Annotated in this window: 17 protein-coding genes and 1 other annotated feature; of the genes, 8 read left to right on the forward strand and 9 right to left on the reverse strand. The window is 37.0% G+C overall.

The window, feature by feature from the left end:
• Positions 1-167: 167 nt before the first annotated feature.
• Positions 168-2,585 carry a leucine--tRNA ligase gene (gene leuS, locus NYQ66_RS08630; protein WP_259868845.1) on the reverse strand — a complete coding sequence of 806 codons (2,418 nt, stop codon included), beginning with the start codon at positions 2,583-2,585 and terminating at the stop codon, positions 168-170.
• Between the two features lie 95 nt (positions 2,586-2,680).
• Positions 2,681-2,897: a binding site (T-box leader), on the reverse strand.
• 650 nt (positions 2,898-3,547) lie between these two features.
• Entirely contained in the window at positions 3,548-3,832 is a 285-nt protein-coding gene (locus tag NYQ66_RS08635) for a YtzC family protein (protein ID WP_259868848.1), read from the reverse strand.
• Positions 3,833-4,006: 174 nt separating this feature from the next.
• On the opposite strand from NYQ66_RS08635, the gene NYQ66_RS08640 reads away from it, so the two are divergent.
• Complete coding sequence (locus tag NYQ66_RS08640) at positions 4,007-4,969, forward strand: TIGR01212 family radical SAM protein (RefSeq protein ID WP_259868851.1); 963 nt, start codon at positions 4,007-4,009, stop codon at positions 4,967-4,969.
• Positions 4,963-5,529 (forward strand): class I SAM-dependent methyltransferase, encoded by a 567-nt coding sequence (locus NYQ66_RS08645; protein ID WP_259868854.1) that lies wholly within the window; start codon positions 4,963-4,965, stop codon positions 5,527-5,529. The genes NYQ66_RS08640 and NYQ66_RS08645 overlap by 7 nt, the downstream gene beginning before the upstream one ends.
• A 47-nt stretch (positions 5,530-5,576) precedes the next feature.
• Here the strand turns inward: NYQ66_RS08645 and NYQ66_RS08650 are convergent, their stop codons facing one another.
• Entirely contained in the window at positions 5,577-6,647 is a 1,071-nt protein-coding gene (locus tag NYQ66_RS08650; protein WP_272479957.1) for a tetraprenyl-beta-curcumene synthase family protein, read from the reverse strand.
• A 179-nt stretch (positions 6,648-6,826) separates the two neighbouring features.
• On the opposite strand from NYQ66_RS08650, the gene NYQ66_RS08655 reads away from it, so the two are divergent.
• A complete protein-coding gene (locus NYQ66_RS08655; protein WP_259868857.1) occupies positions 6,827-7,345 on the forward strand; it encodes a gamma carbonic anhydrase in 519 nt (172 codons plus the stop codon).
• 69 nt (positions 7,346-7,414) lie between these two features.
• Positions 7,415-8,299, forward strand: a complete 885-nt coding sequence (locus NYQ66_RS08660; RefSeq protein ID WP_259868859.1) for a C39 family peptidase — start codon at positions 7,415-7,417, stop codon at positions 8,297-8,299.
• On the opposite strand, the gene asnB is transcribed toward NYQ66_RS08660, so the two are convergent.
• Positions 8,289-10,190 carry an asparagine synthase (glutamine-hydrolyzing) gene (gene asnB / locus NYQ66_RS08665; RefSeq protein ID WP_259868861.1) on the reverse strand — a complete coding sequence of 634 codons (1,902 nt, stop codon included), beginning with the start codon at positions 10,188-10,190 and terminating at the stop codon, positions 8,289-8,291. The two genes, NYQ66_RS08660 and asnB, sit on opposite strands and share 11 nt — an antisense overlap.
• Positions 10,191-10,928: 738 nt before the next feature.
• Positions 10,929-12,128: a methionine adenosyltransferase gene (gene metK, locus NYQ66_RS08670; protein ID WP_259868864.1), complete on the reverse strand. Its 1,200-nt coding sequence runs from the start codon at positions 12,126-12,128 to the stop codon at positions 10,929-10,931.
• A gap of 531 nt (positions 12,129-12,659) precedes the next feature.
• On the opposite strand from metK, the gene NYQ66_RS08675 reads away from it, so the two are divergent.
• Genes NYQ66_RS08675 through NYQ66_RS08685 form a run of 3 tightly spaced genes read left to right on the forward strand, consistent with a single transcriptional unit; the run spans position 12,660 to position 15,234 of the window.
• Positions 12,660-13,655 carry an ABC transporter substrate-binding protein gene (locus tag NYQ66_RS08675; RefSeq protein WP_259868865.1) on the forward strand — a complete coding sequence of 332 codons (996 nt, stop codon included), beginning with the start codon at positions 12,660-12,662 and terminating at the stop codon, positions 13,653-13,655.
• A 12-nt stretch (positions 13,656-13,667) separates the two neighbouring features.
• Complete coding sequence (locus tag NYQ66_RS08680; RefSeq protein ID WP_259868866.1) at positions 13,668-14,450, forward strand: ABC transporter ATP-binding protein; 783 nt, start codon at positions 13,668-13,670, stop codon at positions 14,448-14,450.
• Positions 14,425-15,234 carry an ABC transporter permease gene (locus NYQ66_RS08685; RefSeq protein ID WP_259868868.1) on the forward strand — a complete coding sequence of 270 codons (810 nt, stop codon included), beginning with the start codon at positions 14,425-14,427 and terminating at the stop codon, positions 15,232-15,234. The genes NYQ66_RS08680 and NYQ66_RS08685 overlap by 26 nt, the downstream gene beginning before the upstream one ends.
• An 84-nt stretch (positions 15,235-15,318) precedes the next feature.
• Here the strand turns inward: NYQ66_RS08685 and ytkD are convergent, their stop codons facing one another.
• From ytkD to NYQ66_RS08700, 3 genes are all read right to left on the reverse strand, one after another.
• A complete protein-coding gene (ytkD, locus tag NYQ66_RS08690; protein WP_259868870.1) occupies positions 15,319-15,795 on the reverse strand; it encodes an RNA deprotection pyrophosphohydrolase in 477 nt (158 codons plus the stop codon).
• Between the two features lie 41 nt (positions 15,796-15,836).
• On the reverse strand, positions 15,837-16,415 hold the full coding sequence (locus NYQ66_RS08695; protein ID WP_259868872.1) for a hypothetical protein: 579 nt from the start codon (positions 16,413-16,415) through the stop codon (positions 15,837-15,839).
• Positions 16,416-16,623: 208 nt separating this feature from the next.
• Entirely contained in the window at positions 16,624-16,938 is a 315-nt protein-coding gene (locus NYQ66_RS08700; RefSeq protein WP_259868874.1) for a hydrolase, read from the reverse strand.
• 114 nt (positions 16,939-17,052) lie between these two features.
• Here NYQ66_RS08700 and NYQ66_RS08705 point away from each other — a divergent pair, with 114 nt between their 5' ends.
• Positions 17,053-17,283, forward strand: coding sequence for a DUF6154 family protein (locus NYQ66_RS08705; RefSeq protein WP_259868876.1), 231 nt, complete (start codon positions 17,053-17,055; stop codon positions 17,281-17,283).
• Positions 17,284-17,349: 66 nt separating this feature from the next.
• Here the strand turns inward: NYQ66_RS08705 and NYQ66_RS08710 are convergent, their stop codons facing one another.
• Positions 17,350-18,195, reverse strand: a complete 846-nt coding sequence (locus tag NYQ66_RS08710; protein ID WP_259868878.1) for an ABC transporter ATP-binding protein — start codon at positions 18,193-18,195, stop codon at positions 17,350-17,352.
• Positions 18,196-18,383 lie beyond the last annotated feature (188 nt).

Consider the following 18,383-nt stretch of genomic DNA (forward strand, 5'->3'; position numbering starts at 1 on the left):
AATCGCTCAAGTAGAGCAGTCTAAGAACTGCCCTTGAGCGAAGCCCTTACATCCACGGGGCAAGCCCGCGTGGTTTTACGGGCTATTTCTATAACAGTGAAAAAGAAGCTACTCGAGAGGAAAAGTTAATCCACTCAAGTAGCTTCTTACTATTATAATAGTCAACTTTAGTTAGCTACAATATTAACAAGCTTACCAGGAACAGCAATCACTTTTCGAACCGTTTTGCCTTCAAGACGTTCTTTAATAGCATCCATTTCAAGTGCTTGCTTCTCTAATTCATCTTTAGATGCGTTTTTATCTACCATCATCTTTGCTCGAACTTTCCCCATTACCTGAATGACAATTTCCACTTCATTCTCTACAAGCTTCGCTTCATCATATGCAGGCCAAGCTTGGTATGCAATTGTTTCATCATAGCCTAGCTTCTCCCATAATTCTTCTGCTAAGTGTGGAGCAACAGGAGATAGTATTTTCACGAAGCCTTCTGCGTAATCTTTTGAAATTTGTTCCGCTTTATATGCCTCATTGATAAACACCATCATTTGAGAGATACCTGTATTAAACCTTAGATCTTCGAAGTTTTCAGTGACTTTTTTAATTGTCTCATGATAAATTTTTTCTAATTCATCATTGGAAACACTATCTACAATTTGAGAAGAAAGTTCATTATTATCATTAATAAACAAACGCCATACACGATCTAGGAATCTACGCGCACCATCTAATCCATTCGTAGACCAAGCAATAGAAGCATCTAAAGGTCCCATAAACATTTCATACAATCGTAAGGTATCAGCACCATGGCTTTCTACTATCTCATCTGGATTTACGACGTTCCCTTTAGATTTACTCATCTTCTCATTATTTTCACCTAGGATCATCCCTTGGTTATATAACTTTTGGAATGGTTCCTTCGTTGGTACTACACCAATATCATAAAGGAATTTGTGCCAGAAACGTGCATATAACAAGTGAAGCACTGCATGTTCTGCACCACCAATATAGGTGTCTACCGGCAACCATTTGTTCAAATAATCTTCGCTTGCCAACTGTTCACTGTTATCAGGGTCAATAAAACGCAAGAAATACCAACAGCTACCAGCCCATTGTGGCATGGTGTTTGTTTCTCTTCGTCCTTTCATCCCTGTTTCTGGATTGACTACATTCACCCAGTCATTAATATTTGCAAGTGGAGATTCACCCGTACCTGATGGTTTAATCTCTGTAGTTTTCGGTAAAACAAGCGGCAACTCATCTTCAGGCACTGCTGACATTGTTCCATCTTCCCAATGAATAATAGGAATCGGTTCACCCCAATATCGTTGACGGCTAAACAACCAGTCTCTTAAGCGATAGGTAACTTTCTTTTCACCTTTGCCATTCTCCACTAACCAATCAATTACTTTTGTGATTGCATCTTCTTTATTAAGTCCATCTAAGAAACCAGAGTTAATGTGAGGTCCATCGCCCGTAAATGCTTCTTGTTCCACATCTCCACCATCAACAACTGGAATGATAGTTAGATCAAACTTCTTAGCAAACTCATAGTCACGTTCATCATGAGCTGGTACTGCCATGATTGCGCCTGATCCATATGTCATAAGAACGTAATCTGCAACCCAGATCGGAAGTTTTTCACCATTAACTGGATTTACGGCATAAGCACCTGTGAATACACCTGTTTTATCTTTAGCTAAATCTGTTCGTTCAAGATCACTTTTCACTTGTACTTGGTCAATGTACTGATCAACTGCACCTTTTTGCTCATTGGTTACAATTTTATTAACAAGTGGATGTTCAGGTGCTAAAACTGCATAGGTAGCTCCATATAATGTGTCAGGTCTAGTTGTAAACACAGTAAAAGTATCATCAAAGCCATCAATATCAAAATGTACTTCAGCACCTTCTGAACGACCAATCCAATTTCGTTGCATGTCTTTAATGCTCTCTGGCCAATCCAAATCTTCTAGGTCTTCTAACAAACGATCAGCGTATGCAGTAATCTTTAGCATCCATTGTTTCATCGGTTTCCTTACAACTGGATGCCCGCCACGCTCACTTTTTCCATCGATCACTTCTTCGTTAGCCAATACAGTTCCTAATGCAGGACACCAGTTTACGGCTACTTCATCGATATAAGCTAATCCTTTTTCAAATAATTGCAAGAAAATCCATTGGGTCCATTTATAATAATGTGGGTCCGTTGTATTGATTTCACGATCCCAATCATAAGAAAAACCAAGAGCCTGAATTTGTCTACGAAACGTATCTATATTATGTTTCGTGAATTCTGCTGGATCATTTCCTGTATCAAGCGCATATTGCTCTGCAGGTAAACCAAAAGCATCCCACCCCATTGGGTGTAATACTTCATATCCTTGCATTCGCTTCATACGAGAAATGATATCTGTTGCTGTATAGCCTTCTGGATGCCCTACATGAAGACCTGCACCTGATGGATACGGAAACATATCTAATGCATAGAACTTTTCTTTATTTGTATCAGATTTTGTCTTAAATGTTTTGTTATTCAACCAATATTCTCGCCATTTGTTCTCGATTTGATTGTGATTAAATGACATTGCAATTGCCTCCTCATTTGTTCGCATTTTCTTTTTTGATTATCAATTTCAGGGAACGTTTGTTCTAATTATATACAAAAAAGCCCTCATCCCAAAAATGGGACGAGAGCTTAACTTCCCGCGGTACCACCCAACTTTAGTGCATAAATGATGCACCCGCTTCAAGTCCTTAACGCGGATAACGGCAAAAGCTACTCAGTTCACTTTTGCGACATCAAAGGTGAGTTCATAAAGTACAGGAGTAACTCACACCAACCGTTACCTCTCTTTAACCTGTTTAGCTTTATTACTAATCCTTCTCATCGTCGTTCAATAGTTATTGTAATCGTATTTTAAAGAAAGCGTTCCTCTTTGTCAAGGTTTCCCACTATGTACACTTTTTTCTACGTACTTTATGTATTTATGTAACCCACGCAAAGTTGGGTATTTCCGGATTTGATATAAACTCCGACGTAACTAAAAATGGAAATATTGCTCTACCGTTCCGGAAATACACTTCGCTTTCCGTGGGGCGAGCGCCGAGCCGCTTCGTCGCTTTGCTCCTGCAGGGTCTCGCCTGTCTCGCAGATCCCACAGGAGTCTACGTGTATTTCCTCCACTAGCATTTATATACAATATAGAAATAAAACTTATTCATGTAGATGTATTTATGAACTCTGCTAAAAGTTCACTCATTTACAAGGCATAGTTACTAGCGGATCGAGTGAAATTGGCGACACTCCTGCGGGAACAGCGCGAGCCAAAGATCCACTCAGGAGCGTACTTTGCGACTGAGTTAGCTGAGGCCGTGCCCGCAAGAGGAATCTGAACTTAGAAAAATTCGGGTTCTGGGATTTTTCGTGATTCCTCCTCGGAAAGGGAGTCAATTTCACTTGAGGAGCGGGTGGGTTAGTTACGACGGAGTTTATAGAAACACTGCACTAAACATAAAGAGCCCCTACTAAAGTAAGGACTCTAAATGATTATTCATATTTATTAAGCTGAATGTGATCAAGAACCATGTCATTCATATAATTCGTAACAACTAAGTGAATACGATGCAGTTGATCTCTTTGTTGATGACTAGCACTATCCATTAATTTACGTATTTCATTCTCAACGTTTGCTAACTCTCGTTGAACATTGGAATATTCACTATTGATTTCATAGCCATTACGATTCGAGATATCTAGTTGCTCTTCCGCATTTTCGATACATTGATTGGCTTGTTGAATGATATTATCAACTGACTCTCTAGTTGCCACCATCATCACCTCATTTATTAATTTGTATTAACAAGAAAAAAACATGCATGGCAATTGTTAACTAACGTAGATAAAACAGTGTTCCAATAATTCCCTTCAACCAAGAAAGGCTTTTTGCTTCTAACCACTTCATGCTACAATTAAATCTATAATTTTCTAATTAAAGGAGTTTTCTTTTTGAACAATCCATTCCCCTATTCATTTGATCAAAAAAGATACCATTCATGGAATTATCATTTGAAAAATACATTTGGACATAAAGTATTTAAAGTTGCACTCGATGGCGGTTTCGATTGCCCGAATCGTGATGGTACTGTTGCTCATGGTGGATGTACGTTTTGCTCTGCTGCAGGTAGCGGAGATTTTGCAGGAGACCGTGTAGACGATCTTGAAACACAGTTCACCGATATAAAATCAAAAATGCATCAGAAATGGAAAGACGGAAAGTATATGGCATACTTTCAAGCTTATACAAACACACATGCACCTGTCGCGGAACTTCGTGAAAAGTTTGAAAGTGTGTTAAATCAAGAAGGAGTGGTCGGCCTATCCATTGCAACAAGGCCTGATTGCCTTCCAGATGATGTTGTGGAATACCTAGCCGAATTAAATGAACGCACGTATTTATGGGTTGAGCTCGGATTACAAACGATGCACCAACAAACGTCTGATTTAATAAACCGTGCACACGATTTAGATTGCTACTTAGAAGGTGTAGCAAAATTAAGAAAACATAACATACGAATATGTTCTCACATTATAAACGGGTTACCTGGCGAGGATTATAACATGATGTTACAAACTGCAAAGGCTGTTAGCGAAATGGATGTACAAGGAATTAAAATCCATTTGCTACATCTATTAAAAGGAACGCCAATGGTGAAACAGTACGAGAAAGGTTTGTTAACATTCTTATCAAAAGATGACTATGTCAAATTAGTGGTTGACCAGTTGGAACTTCTTCCAGAAGACATGATTATCCACCGTATAACGGGTGACGGTCCTCCTGATTTATTAGTAGGTCCTATGTGGAGTTTAAACAAATGGGATGTATTGAATGCAATAGATGCAGAATTAAAAGAAAGAAATAGTTGGCAAGGGAAATATTACAATAAGAAAGAAAGTGTTTTATCATGTTAAAAAGAGTATTGTCTTATGCCCATGAACTGCTTCAGTCTTCTATTCAACCTGGTGAAACAGTTATTGACGGAACATGCGGGAATGGAAAAGACACAATTGTATTAAGCAAGTTAGTCGGAGATTCAGGACAAGTACTTGCCTTTGATGTGCAGGAGCAAGCAATAGAAAATACAAAACAACGCCTTGCAGAGGAAAAGATAAGTAACGTGAAATTAATTCATGATAGCCATGAAAACGCAGAAACGTATTTGCCTGAAGAAGTTTACGGATTCGTAGGCGGAGCAATTTTCAACCTTGGTTATTTGCCAGGCAGTGATAAATCCGTCATTACGAAACCTACTAGTACGATCCAAGCAGTTGACACGATTGTAAAATATCTAAAGTCAGGTGGTCTAATTATTCTTGTTGTCTATTACGGGCATGAAGGTGGCGAAGCGGAAAAGAATGCACTTTTAGATCATTTGCGTAGCTTTGAGCAAAAAAATTATAACGTCCTGCAATACGGTTTTATTAATCAAAAAAACAGTCCGCCGTTTATTTTGGCTATCGAGAAGAAATAAAAAATGTACAACACTTATCCTGTAGTGGGATAAGGTTGTACATTTTTTTATTTCTTGCCGGCTAATTTATTATAAACACGAGCATTCACATGAAAGAAACTAGACCTTCTTCCACTTGCTTGCAATAAGGTTTTTGTAATATCTTTACCACTCTGTAGTAGCTTAACTTTCGGGTCAGCTAAGTACAACCCTACTAAACCATTGTGAATCATTTCATGAAAATGTTTGTGTGGTAGGTCCTGCACATGAAAATTAGTTTGATTTATAAAATATAACAATCGTTCTTTTAGATGGTCCGTGTTATCGTAATAGTTACAAAAATTTAAATCGCCTTCCTCTGAATCCTCTAATTGATCGATATAATAATCCAACAAAATATGCAACCCTTGCATAAACGGAAAGTAACTATCAAATATAGCTTTAGCTAGTTCTTTCGTCATCGTTTGACCCATCGTATAGCTAACTAAACAAAAAATTCCTAATGTCGAACCGCTGGAAGCAGAAAACTCATACCAACTAAGAGAAGGCCACTTTTCCTTATATTCGTTAAACCAATTTTCTAATCGTGGAATTCTTTCTTCCTCTTTTACATGCTTATGTACTTGTAAATCACTATATAATTGTTCCAATTGCAAAGCATAGGGTTTGATCCAAGCGTAATTGTCTAGTGTACGTAAGCTATCTTGGCACGTTTGTACCAGCGCAGCTAAATAACCATCATCATTTTGTTCTTCTCTATTTGCATAATAATTTATCAATTCTTTTTCTGGAGATAGCGCATCTTCCATGGACTGGTGTAATAATCTAAAATCATTTGGATCTAACGATGTACTGCGATCACAGAGGTTGTCCAAATAATCACTTATGGTTTGATAAGCCACAATAAACCTAATTGCATCTTTCCATCGTTGACCAGCTAAGATACTGTAAACACCACCGCCTTGACAATGGAACTTTTTTGACCGAATACTAGCTAAAGCTTGTTCCCTCAACTCTGCATTAGGTATTTGCTCTGCACGATTAATCCAACCGGCTAATTCCTTATTCACTTGTGGAAAAACTTTTCTATATACGAATTGCATTAAATATGGTGATGTTCTTGGTATCGTCTTTGGCACTTACTTTCCCCTCATTTCTAAACTGAAGTAACAATAGTATCATTGTAAAGCAAAAATGTCACAGATGAACATGTACGATACATCTGTTTGTAATTTGTCATAAACTCTAGGTTATACATATCTAGTTATTTTATTGTGTTATTATTTAATATATCACCACAAAACGGAGGGAGATTCAAATGATTTACGAATATAAAGGGAAAAATCCCACCATTCACGAGTCAGCATATATAGCAGAGGATGTCGTTATAACAGGAGATGTACACATAGATGAATTAGCAAGCGTATGGTTCAAGACAGTCATCCGGGGTGATGTAGCACCTGTACATATTGGTAAAAAGACAAACATTCAAGATCTAAGTATGCTTCACCAAAGTCCGAATTTGCCTCTTATTATTGAAGATGAAGTAACAATTGGACACCAAGTAACCCTGCACTCTGCCATCGTAAGGAAAAAAGCATTAGTCGGTATGGGATCTATTATCTTAGACGGTGCAGAAATAGGTGAACAAGCTTTTATTGGAGCAGGTAGTTTAGTTCCTCCAGGTAAAAAGATCCCACCAAGAACGCTTGCTTTTGGCAGACCCGCTAAAGTTATACGGGATTTAACCGATAAAGATATAGAAGAGATGGAACGTATTAAAGCATCGTATATCGATAAAGGACAGTATTATAAATCACAACAAGAGAAAGTGTAAGATATTGTTATGATTGATCTTTAGTTTTTTTGTCCAAATGAGATATCCTATAGACAAGGAGGTACCATCATGCTTCAGTTTATTGTTATTACATTTTCACTCATGATGACACTCATCCTAACTTTTTTGGCAAAAAAAACAAGGAGACATATTCTTAAGCAAGCCTTCATGATCTATGCTATTTTGTTTGGAATAACTAGCCTTATAACAAGTGGGATGATCCTATACAATCATAAAACAGGGATTTATAACTGGGTTAAATCACACACGGTGGATGAGTACGTATCGGCAACAGCGTTACCATCCGAAAGAATAGAATCGCTACTACCAATCGTTGAACCTATTCATATGCGTGAAGAAGTCCACTTAGACGTACCAATCATTGGTCAACATCCAGAGTTACCAAGAGGTTGTGAAGTAACTAGCCTTGCAATGTTACTTCAGTATCACGACGTGGATGTAGATAAAATGACTCTAGCCAAACAAATCAGAAAAGATGATACACCTTATAAAAAAACAAAAAATGGTGTTCATTTCGGAAACCCACATAAAGGTTTTGTTGGAAGTATGTATTCGTTCTCCAAGCCTGGTTATGGTGTGTACCACGAGCCTGTTGCTGATTTAGCAAAACAGTATCTTGGCGAACAAGTAGTTGACTTTAGTGGCGGTTCCTTTGAGGACATCTTAAATCACGTCAACCAAGATCGACCAGTCTGGGTGATTACGAATGTTTCTTATAAAAAATTAAGTGATAAGCAGTTTGAAACGTGGCAAACCGATGATGGACCAATTCAGATAACAATGAAGGAACACTCTGTATTAGTTGTTGGTTATGACGAGGAGTATATCTATTTTAATGAGCCAATAAAAGCAGAAAAAAGAAAAGTACCCATACAAAACTTCAAAGAAGCATGGGTACAAATGGGAAAGCAAGCAATTACGGTTACACCGTAAGCTTGCTTTTTGTTCTATCTTCTGCTCTCAATTCTTCAAAAGAGAACTTTCTTTCCACATAAATTTGATGCCATAACATGAACATTAAAACTGTCCAGATCTTTCTGCTATAGTCACCTTTACCTTGACAATGCGCATCTAAAAGACCACGTATATAATCCTTATGCAACAAGTGATCTGTTTCACTCTCATTGATCAATGTCTTCGCCCAATCATTCAATTCATTTTTCAACCAATGACGAATCGGAACAGGGAATCCAAGCTTTTTACGATCCAATACATGATCCGGCACGATTCCTCTGGAAGCTTCTCTTAGGATGCTCTTTGTCGTTCCATTTGCAATCTTAAGATCAACCGGAATCTCACTAGCAACTCGGAATACTTCTTTATCTAAGAATGGAACACGTAATTCCAGTGAATGAGCCATTGTCATTTTATCTGCTTTTAACAAAATGTCACCGCGTAACCACGTATGAATATCAATATACTGCATTTGATTTACTGGATGATCATTTTTCACATTGTTATATAGAGCCTCTGTGATTTGTTGATAATGCAGGTTAGGATTATAGCCTTTTAACAGTAAGCTTTTTTCCTCATCTTCAAACATTTTTGCATTACCAATGTAACGATCCTTAAGTGGTGTTGTTCCGCGCTCTAAAAAGCTTTTGCCTCTTACACCTTCAGGTAAGACAGCAGCTACACGGGATAACAAGCCCTTTGCAGGTGTCGGAATAGATTGGAAGATCTTTAAAGATTCGGGTTCACGATATATATTATACCCTCCAAATAACTCATCGGATCCTTCCCCTGACAATACTACCGTAACATGTTTGTTTGCTTCTCGTGCAACAAAGTATAAAGGAACACAAGCTGGATCTGCTAGTGGATCATCCATATGCCACATGATTTTTGGTAACTTTTGAACATATTCCTCTGGTGTGATCATATAAGAAATATTTTCAACGTTTAATTTCTCAGCTGTTTCTTTTGCGACATCTACTTCTGAGTAACCATCTTGTTCAAAGCCAACAGAAAATGTTTTCAGATTTGGATTAAACTCTCTCGCAATAGCAACAATTAGTGTCGAGTCTATTCCACCTGATAAAAATGATCCTACAGGTACATCACTTCGCATGTGCACATTAACAGAATCATACATAACATCCTGAATACGTTTAAGCCATTCGTTCTTTTCCATTAATATTGGCGAGAATGTTGCATGCCAGTAACGGTGGAAAGCGATAGGTTCTCCAGGCTTCTTAACAAAATAATGACCTGGCTCTACTTTTTTAATCCCTTCTGTAAGGGTCATCGGTTCTGGTGCGAATTGAAAGCTTAAGTACTGTTGCAATGCTTCTTGGTTCACTTTTTCATCTTCATGAAAAGTTAAACTTTTTTTCTCTGAAGCAAAGAAGGTTCCTTCATCTGTTTCTCTATAGAAAAGAGGTTTAATACCAAACGGATCTCTCACCCCATATAATACTTGCGCTTGTTTGTCCCAAATAAGAACTGCGAACATACCTCTTAAGTGCTTGAAAGCTTCTTCTTTATGTTCTTTAAACATCGCTATGATTACTTCCGTGTCAGAATCCGTTTCAAACGTATAGCCTTTTTCCTCTAATTCTTTTCTTAATTCGACGTAGTTATAAACTTCACCATTAAAGATCATCCAATAGTTATCATCATCATAACGAAATGGTTGATGTCCACATTCAATATCAATAATACTTAAACGTCTAAATCCAAATGAAATATAGTCATCATGAAAGTACCCTTCATCATCAGGACCTCTATGAGAAATGACATTATTACGTTGTTGAAATAAATCTTGTTTATCTTGATCTTGTTCTTGCGGAAGATTTCTAATCATTCCTATAAAACCACACATAGCGTTGCCTCTCTTTCTGATATCAACATGTAAATGAGTATATCACAAATTAAATTGATTCAACATATAGTTCGTGCTTCTTTGTTATAATTTGACGTTCTCACAATGTAATTCGTTTCATGTAGATGTTAATTTCTATCGGATTTTTGTTACTTGCAGAAAATCAATTGAGTGCGACGTATTTTAATTATCGAATTCATCTTCTTAAGTTCGAATTCACACAAGAAGACGTGCAGAAGCCACTCAAAATCAGACTCGGATTTGGACAACAAGAACGAGTTTAAAGGCCATCAGAACCAGACCTGAATTCCGAGAGCAAGTGCGAGCGAAAGCCATTCTGTGTCAGTATTAGGCACCGATTCGGACATCAGGTGTGACCGTGAGCCATTCTGTGTCAGTATTAGGCACCGATTCGGACATCAGGTGCGACCGTGAGCCATTCTGTGTCAGTATCTGGCACCGATTCGGACATCAGGTGCGACCGTGAGCCATTCTGTGTCAGTATTAGGCACCGATTCGGACATCAAGTGCGAGCGAAAGCCATTCTATGTCAGTATCTGGCACCGATTCGGACATCAGGTGTGACCGTGAGCCATTCTGTGTCGGTATTAGGCACCGATTCGGACATCAGATGCGATCATAAGCCATTCTGTGTCAGTATCAGGCACCGATTCGGACAGATCCTTCTGTTTTTTCCCAAGCAAAAAGAACCAAGCGCTTGGCACTTGATTCCTTCTATTACTTTTTCACGTATGATTTTAAATCTTCCACTTTATCCGTTTTTTCCCACGGGAATTCAACATCTGTACGTCCAAAATGTCCGTACGCTGCAGTATCTTTATAAATTGGTCTTCTTAAATCAAGCATTTTTATAATTCCAGCAGGTCGCAGGTCAAATATAGCACGTACAGCTGCAACAAGTTCCTCTTCGCTTACTTGCCCACTCCCAAAAGTATTAATGGAAATAGATACTGGTTCAGCAACACCAATAGCGTAAGCAAGTTGTACTTCACATGTATCAGCTAACCCAGAAGCTACAATGTTTTTCGCTACATAGCGAGCTGCATAAGCAGCTGAGCGGTCAACTTTTGTTGCGTCTTTCCCACTAAATGCACCACCACCATGACGTGCATAGCCACCATAAGTATCTACAATAATTTTTCTACCGGTTAAACCTGCGTCTCCTTGAGGTCCACCGATTACAAATCTACCTGTAGGGTTGATGAAATACTTTGTCTTTTCATCCAACAACTGCTCTGGAACGACTGGATTAATGACATGTTCCTTTAAGTCATCTTGTATCTTTTTTAACTCTACTTCCGGATGATGTTGGGTAGAAATTACAATTGTATCCACTCTTAAAGGTTGGTTATTTTCATCATATTCTACCGTCACCTGTGTTTTACCGTCTGGACGTAAGTAATCGAGTGTTTCGTCTTTTCGTACATCAGATAAGCGCTTTGCTAATTTATGAGCTAATGAGATTGGTAGCGGCATTAATTCAGGTGTTTCGTTTGTAGCATACCCAAACATCAAACCTTGGTCTCCAGCACCTATTGCCTCTATTTCATCATCAGACATTTTTCCTTCTCGTGCTTCTAACGCCTGATTCACACCACCAGCAATATCTGCGGACTGTTCATCAATTGCTGTAAGTACAGCACACGTTTCATAATCAAAACCATACTTCGCACGTGTGTATCCTATATCTTTAATTGTTTGCCTTACGATACTTGGAATATCTACATAAGTAGACGTCGTGATTTCCCCTGCTACTAACACTAAACCTGTTGTAACAGTTGTTTCACATGCCACACGCGCATTAGGATCGTTTGTTAAAATTTCATCTAAAATTGCATCAGAGATCTGATCACTAATTTTGTCCGGATGACCTTCTGTTACAGACTCTGAAGTAAATAATCGACGATTTGCAGCCATTCTGCTAAATCCCCCTTCATATTCTTTTATTACGGAACTACTCTATTTTCTAGCATATGTTATTAAGAAAGCTAATGATCAACAACTCTATGTGTATGGAAAAATTAAATCATTAACCGATAGCTTTTCTGATAAAAAAAACACAATAGCTTACACTTATATACCTTAAAGTGTTTGCTATTACGGTTTGAATTATGAATGACAAATACAGATTGTATGTGTCTTTATGTAATAGCTCGTTCATAATACCTACCCTGTATTCTATGCATTAAGTAGGAGCTTGTAAATAAATTAAGCCTAACTTTATTGAACCCACTCTTTATTTCTCCAAAAACTTATCCTACTGAAAAATTTGAAAGGAGAGCTTCCGCTTATCTTATCGTATCGAAAGGTTGGTTTTATGTCAATAATTCATACCTAATCACTTGGAATTATTCCCTCTCATTATTTTAATTTTCTATAGGCATTCACACAATTTCTTCTTATGCATAATCTATTCTAAATACATTCCATCCAGAAAGGAAGTTTAAAGTGAAAAAAGTATATATATCACTGCTTTCTATTATTTTTGTCTTATTAATTTCCGCTTGTTCCCAAGATAATGGAGATACCGATACAGAAGTCAAGATAGCTGAGGTAACACGAAGTATTTTCTATGCACCTCAATATATTGCTTTAGAAGAGGGATTTTTTGAAGAAGAAGGACTTGACGTTGAATTACAAACAATTGCTGGTGGGGACAAGGTAATGACCTCTCTCTTATCCGATAATTCAGATATTGGACTAGTAGGATCTGAGACATCCATTTATGTAAAAGCAAGAGGGGCAGAGGACCCAATTATTAATTTTGCTCAACTTACGCAAACAGATGGGACTTTCCTTGTAGCCAGAGAGCCAAATGATAATTTTGAATTTGACCAGTTAAAGGGTAGTGTATTTTTAGGCCAACGTAAAGGCGGCATGCCACAAATGGTTGGTGAACACGTACTAAAACAAAATAACATAGATCCAGATAATGACTTGGAATTAATCCAGAATATTGACTTCGCGAATATCGCAAGCTCATTTAGCTCTGGAACCGGGGAGTACGTACAACTATTTGAACCAACTGCAAGTCAGTTTGAAAAAGATGGAATTGGTCATGTTATCGCATCCTTTGGAGAAGAATCAGGTAAAGTTCCATATACTGTATTTATGACTAAAGAAAGCTATATGAATGAAAATGAAGAAACAATTAAAAAATTCACCCGAGCAATCTATAAAGCACAACAATTTGTCCAGGAGCATTCCGCAGCAGAAATCGCCGAAATTGTGCAACCCTACTTTGAAGACACAGATCTTGATCTACTAGAATCGTCTGTAGAACGTTATAAATCACAAAATTCCTATGCGGATAATCCTATTCTTGATGAAGAAGAGTGGAATAACCTAAAAGATATTATGGATGGATCTGGTGAGTTGCCTGAGGATATACCATATGAAGATTTGGTTAATTCACAAATTGCTGAAGATGTAATAAGTGAATAGGAGGTTTTACAGTTGTCCTTTTTACACTTAGACCACGTTTCTTATCACTACTTCTATAAAAAGGGGTACACCAAAGCATTAGAAAATGTATCTTTTACTGTTCCAGAAGGTTCGTTTATTTCTCTGTTAGGTCCAAGTGGGTGTGGCAAAACAACACTATTGTCGATTATTGCAGGGATATTAGAACCTTCTGAAGGCACTATTCAATTAGAAGAAAAACCATTAGAAGCATCTAAGTTAGATATCGGATACATGCTACAACAGGATTATTTATTTCCGTGGAAAACAATACTTGAAAATGTGTTAATGGGTCCTAAAATACAGAAGATGCAAAAGCGCGCAATGAAAGAAAAAGCTATTAAATTATTAGAGGATATTGGCTTATCTAAAGTGATTGATTCGTATCCTCAAAGCCTTTCTGGAGGAATGAGACAAAGAGCAGCACTAGTTAGAACATTATTAACTGATCCGAAGCTATTATTATTGGATGAACCTTTCTCGGCATTAGACTTCCAAACAAAGTTAAAGTTAGAAGATCTCGTGTCAGGTCTTTTGAAAGAATTTAATAAAACATCTGTTTTGGTCACGCATGACATCGGAGAAGCCATTGCAATGAGTGACAAAATATTTCTTATGAAAGCAAACCCAGGCGAGATTCACGAAGTTTTTGAGGTACCTATTGAGATAAGAAATTTAACACCATTCCAAGCAAGGAAACATTTAAAATACCAACAACTATTTGATCGGGTATGGGAGGAGTTGAACAGTCTTGAGTCACAAACAGTTAGCAGATGACCAGCTCTTTCAACAATACTGTAAAAAAGTAAAAGCAGATAAAAGGAATACACGATTGTGGCAAATTGTACTGTTTATTTCGTTTTTCGTTCTTTGGGAAGTAACAAGTCGATATGGTCTAATTGACCGGCTGATATTTAGTTCTCCAACGAAGGTTTGGGATCTTTTTATAGCAAATTTATTAGATGGTTCGCTTTGGTACCACCTTCGTATTACGCTATTTGAGACAGTGGCAGGATTTATTATCGGTACTTTGGCCGGGATTGTATTAGCAGCTTCCTTATGGTGGTCCGATAAGTTATCCAAAATACTTGATCCTTATCTTGTTGTCTTAAATGCTTTGCCTAAAGTGGCATTAGGCCCTATTATTATTGTTGCTTTAGGCCCTGGTTACTTTTCAATCATTACCATGGGTGCGATTATTTCCGTTATTATTACTACTTTAGTCGTTTATTCTTCGTTTAATGAAGTGGACGAAAACTATGTTAAAGTTCTAAAAAGTTTTGGAGCATCCAAATGGCAATGTTTTAAGGAAGCCATCTTCCCAGCTACGTTACCATCGATTATTTCAACATTTAAAGTGAATGTTGGACTGTCCTGGGTAGGTGTAATTGTTGGAGAATTCTTAGTTGCCTCGGAAGGATTAGGTTATCTCATTGTTTACGGGTTCCAAGTATTTAATTTCACACTTGTCATGTACAGCTTGTTACTCGTAGCATTCTTTGCGGCTATTATGTATCAAATCGTTGAGAGATTAGAAAAGATATTAATAAAAAACAGATAGACAATAAGCTTGAGCTACTGTTTTTTATACAAAAACAAACTAGGCTAGCGATTCAGCTTGCCTAGTTCTATTTACAGATCATTATTAATGAAACACAGATAGGTTACAAATGTATGTTAAGCTAATTGGCAAAACCTCATCTTTCATCATAAAACTATAAGATGGGTCCTTATCTAGATCAGACGGCAATTCTTCTAGTAGAATCGGCCCTTTTGTTTCATAATAGGTAGGTTGTGATTCCATTTCGCCTATTGTCGCAAAATATACATTTTTAACAATATGCTCACTTTTTCCTGATACATAATATTGTCCTATATACGTAAGATCTTTAACTATACCACCTGTTTCTTCTTTCACTTCTCTTATAGCTGCCTCTTCGGGTGTCTCCCCTTCTTCTACTTTTCCTCCTGGAAATTCTTTTCCCCTATCTTTGTGCTCCGTTAATAGCCAACGATTTTCATACCTGCAAATGACCCAAACATGTTTAGGATGTTTATCAAATGGATGATCTTCAAATGATAGCTCCACTTTATTGTTGTAGTAATCTTGAAATGTCTTCATTTTATTCAGCTACCTTTTTATAATTCGTGGTAAGTTATATCTTACAAGTGGTTAATTTCCGTTATGATCCAACCATCACCTGTATCCTGTAATATAAATTCAATACTATATTGACCGTATAACTCTGTTTCATTCTCTTGCTTAATTTTTACCGTTGAAGGATCTATCTCTATTTTCTCATAATTGGTTTCTTTTTCAAACCATGGAGGTGTTTCGGTTGGAATAATATACAACCCATCTTGCTTTTCCTCATAATAAAAATCAATATATTTTTTTGCCACTTCTTTCGTTGCAACGGCTGTAAAAGCTTCAAGCAAAGAGGCTTTCGTATCATGTTGAACTACTTTATTGTTATCCATATTCGTTTCCTGTACAAGCAAATGCATAAATTTTCCTGTCAAAGAAACAACCGTTTCATGGTCAATAGATTGGTTATTTGCATTTTCTTCTATTTTTATGCCATCTTTATGGAGTGTCTGGGATGTAGCACTATTTGTTAAATGAGCAGTGTACGACCTTTTAGCAGAGACTTCTCCAAAATGAAAAGTGTTAGATACAAACAACAATGTAATAATTGCAAATAAACTGATCGTTCCCACTATTACCTGATATTTTTTCATGCTACCCACCCTTTTATTATTTCTTATTATCTTTATTCTCTATTTGGTAACTACTTAAACATAATATGAACAGGTTCTCATATATAATATGACGTTTAACTGGCGTAAAATGTTTCAAAATCTTCAAAATATTTCAGGTAGCCAGTTGAAGGAAAAAGTACATATTTGATTACGTGGACTTCGATGTTGATCGATGTCCACGATTTTTCTATTTATTGTCCAATACTCCCATCGTTTCAATATGCTCTTTTGTTGTTTCATCTCCTAAATCATGGATCATTTGAAAAGCCTCAACGATACCATCATCATAAGTATCATTTGATTTATCATTATGGTAAGGAACATAAGGTACATGTGCTCGCCAAAATCCACGCATATCAGAATCATACATTTCGTTCATTATTTCCCTAAGATGATACACTTCTTCACCCGTCGCATATATCGTAAAATCTTTGTTATTTCCATATTCCATTTGAGATATTTCTAATGTACCTATGTTTACAAAATACTTTTTCTTTTCCATTATCCACCCTCCTATCCTTTAATTTTCTCTAATTCATAAGATTTATGAACAACTTTTCATAATTTCTGCATATGGTATGTTACAAAGAGACTATGAAAAAGGAAGGAGAATTACATGCGATTTGCTGATGACCTTTTCCAACGATACTTGCGTCATTTTAGCGACAGTGATTCGGGTTCTTTAGATTTATTTATCCAATCGATTTTAGAACAAATGGACCACGATGATTTATTAGAAGTATTTGAGTCGTGTACAAAATCCGATCTTAATAATATCTTGTCTAGTTACCTTAGTGACATAATGATTGAAAAGCTCAGAGACACAAACTCCAATGCTGTCTCCTAAAAAATAAAGTAAGCGCATACAAAATGAAAAAATAAAAAACTCACCAATCTTTTGGTGAGTTTCACATTAATTAACCTGTGTCATCGCTGCATTACATGGTTCATCTGATACAGCGCTTTTAATTAAACAGCGGCCTCTTCCATGTGGAATGCACATTGGTGTGCCAAACATTGGATCATAAGTAACATCACATTTCATTTGGAAGACATCATGAACCATGTTGCAGCTTACGATCTCTTCGGGTCTACCTTGTGCATATACTTGTTTATCCTTAATGGCAACAATGTGGTGTGCATACCTGCAAGCAAGATTTAAATCGTGCAATACCATTACAATCGTAGAATTATTTTTTTCATTTAATTCAAATAACAAATCCAAAATCTCTATTTGATGTGTCATATCTAGATATGTTGTTGGTTCATCTAATAAAATCGTGTCCGTTTTTTGGGCAAGTGTCATGGCAATCCACGCACGTTGACGTTGACCACCAGATAATGAATCAACAGCTCGATCTTTTAGATCAAACATATTCGTCGAACGTAACGCTTCATTTACTGCTTGCTCATCATCCATAGACCACTTTTTAAACATCGTTTTATAGGGGTGTCTCCCTTGTTTCACCAGATCATGAACAGTTAAGCCTTCTGGACTTACTGGGCTTTGCGGTAAAATGGCAAGTTCTTTCGCAACCTCTTTTGTAGGCTTCTTTACAATATCTTCGCCATTCAAAATAACACTACCGTCTTTTGGCTTTAATAATCGCGCCATTGAACGCAGTAATGTGGATTTACCACACCCATTTCCCCCAACAAAGACTGTAATTTCACCTTTAGGTATTTCTATATTTAGTTGATCAATGATTGTCTCTTCGCCATATCCAAGTGTTAAATCTCTTGTTGTTATTGTCTCCATATGCAATCTCTCCCTTACGAGCAGTTGCGTCCTACCTATTAATTCATACTTTCTAGTTTATTGTGTTTAAGAAGATTCGTCAATGATTTTGAGAATCTTTATCAATTAATTTAATCAACATGTCACTATTTTATCAAATTAAGCTTGTACTTATGTCCAGTTTTTTTTACTTTTTCTTTTCTAGGAAC

The organism is Aquibacillus koreensis (assembly GCF_025154055.1).
Classification (GTDB): domain Bacteria; phylum Bacillota; class Bacilli; order Bacillales; family Amphibacillaceae; genus Aquibacillus_C; species Aquibacillus_C koreensis.

What these genes read in the sequence shown, in the direction of transcription:
- leuS (WP_259868845.1), bottom strand. Translation starts at nt 2,585, where the DNA reads ATGTCATTTAATCACAATCAAATCGAGAACAAATGGCGAGAATATTGG.
- NYQ66_RS08635 (WP_259868848.1), bottom strand. Translation starts at nt 3,832, where the DNA reads ATGGTGGCAACTAGAGAGTCAGTTGATAATATCATTCAACAAGCCAAT.
- NYQ66_RS08645 (WP_259868854.1), top strand. Translation starts at nt 4,963, where the DNA reads ATGTTAAAAAGAGTATTGTCTTATGCCCATGAACTGCTTCAGTCTTCT.
- NYQ66_RS08655 (WP_259868857.1), top strand. Translation starts at nt 6,827, where the DNA reads ATGATTTACGAATATAAAGGGAAAAATCCCACCATTCACGAGTCAGCA.
- NYQ66_RS08660 (WP_259868859.1), top strand. Translation starts at nt 7,415, where the DNA reads ATGCTTCAGTTTATTGTTATTACATTTTCACTCATGATGACACTCATC.
- asnB (WP_259868861.1), bottom strand. Translation starts at nt 10,190, where the DNA reads ATGTGTGGTTTTATAGGAATGATTAGAAATCTTCCGCAAGAACAAGAT.
- metK (WP_259868864.1), bottom strand. Translation starts at nt 12,128, where the DNA reads ATGGCTGCAAATCGTCGATTATTTACTTCAGAGTCTGTAACAGAAGGT.
- ytkD (WP_259868870.1), bottom strand. Translation starts at nt 15,795, where the DNA reads ATGAAGACATTTCAAGATTACTACAACAATAAAGTGGAGCTATCATTT.
- NYQ66_RS08695 (WP_259868872.1), bottom strand. Translation starts at nt 16,415, where the DNA reads ATGAAAAAATATCAGGTAATAGTGGGAACGATCAGTTTATTTGCAATT.
- NYQ66_RS08700 (WP_259868874.1), bottom strand. Translation starts at nt 16,938, where the DNA reads ATGGAAAAGAAAAAGTATTTTGTAAACATAGGTACATTAGAAATATCT.
- NYQ66_RS08705 (WP_259868876.1), top strand. Translation starts at nt 17,053, where the DNA reads ATGCGATTTGCTGATGACCTTTTCCAACGATACTTGCGTCATTTTAGC.
- NYQ66_RS08710 (WP_259868878.1), bottom strand. Translation starts at nt 18,195, where the DNA reads ATGGAGACAATAACAACAAGAGATTTAACACTTGGATATGGCGAAGAG.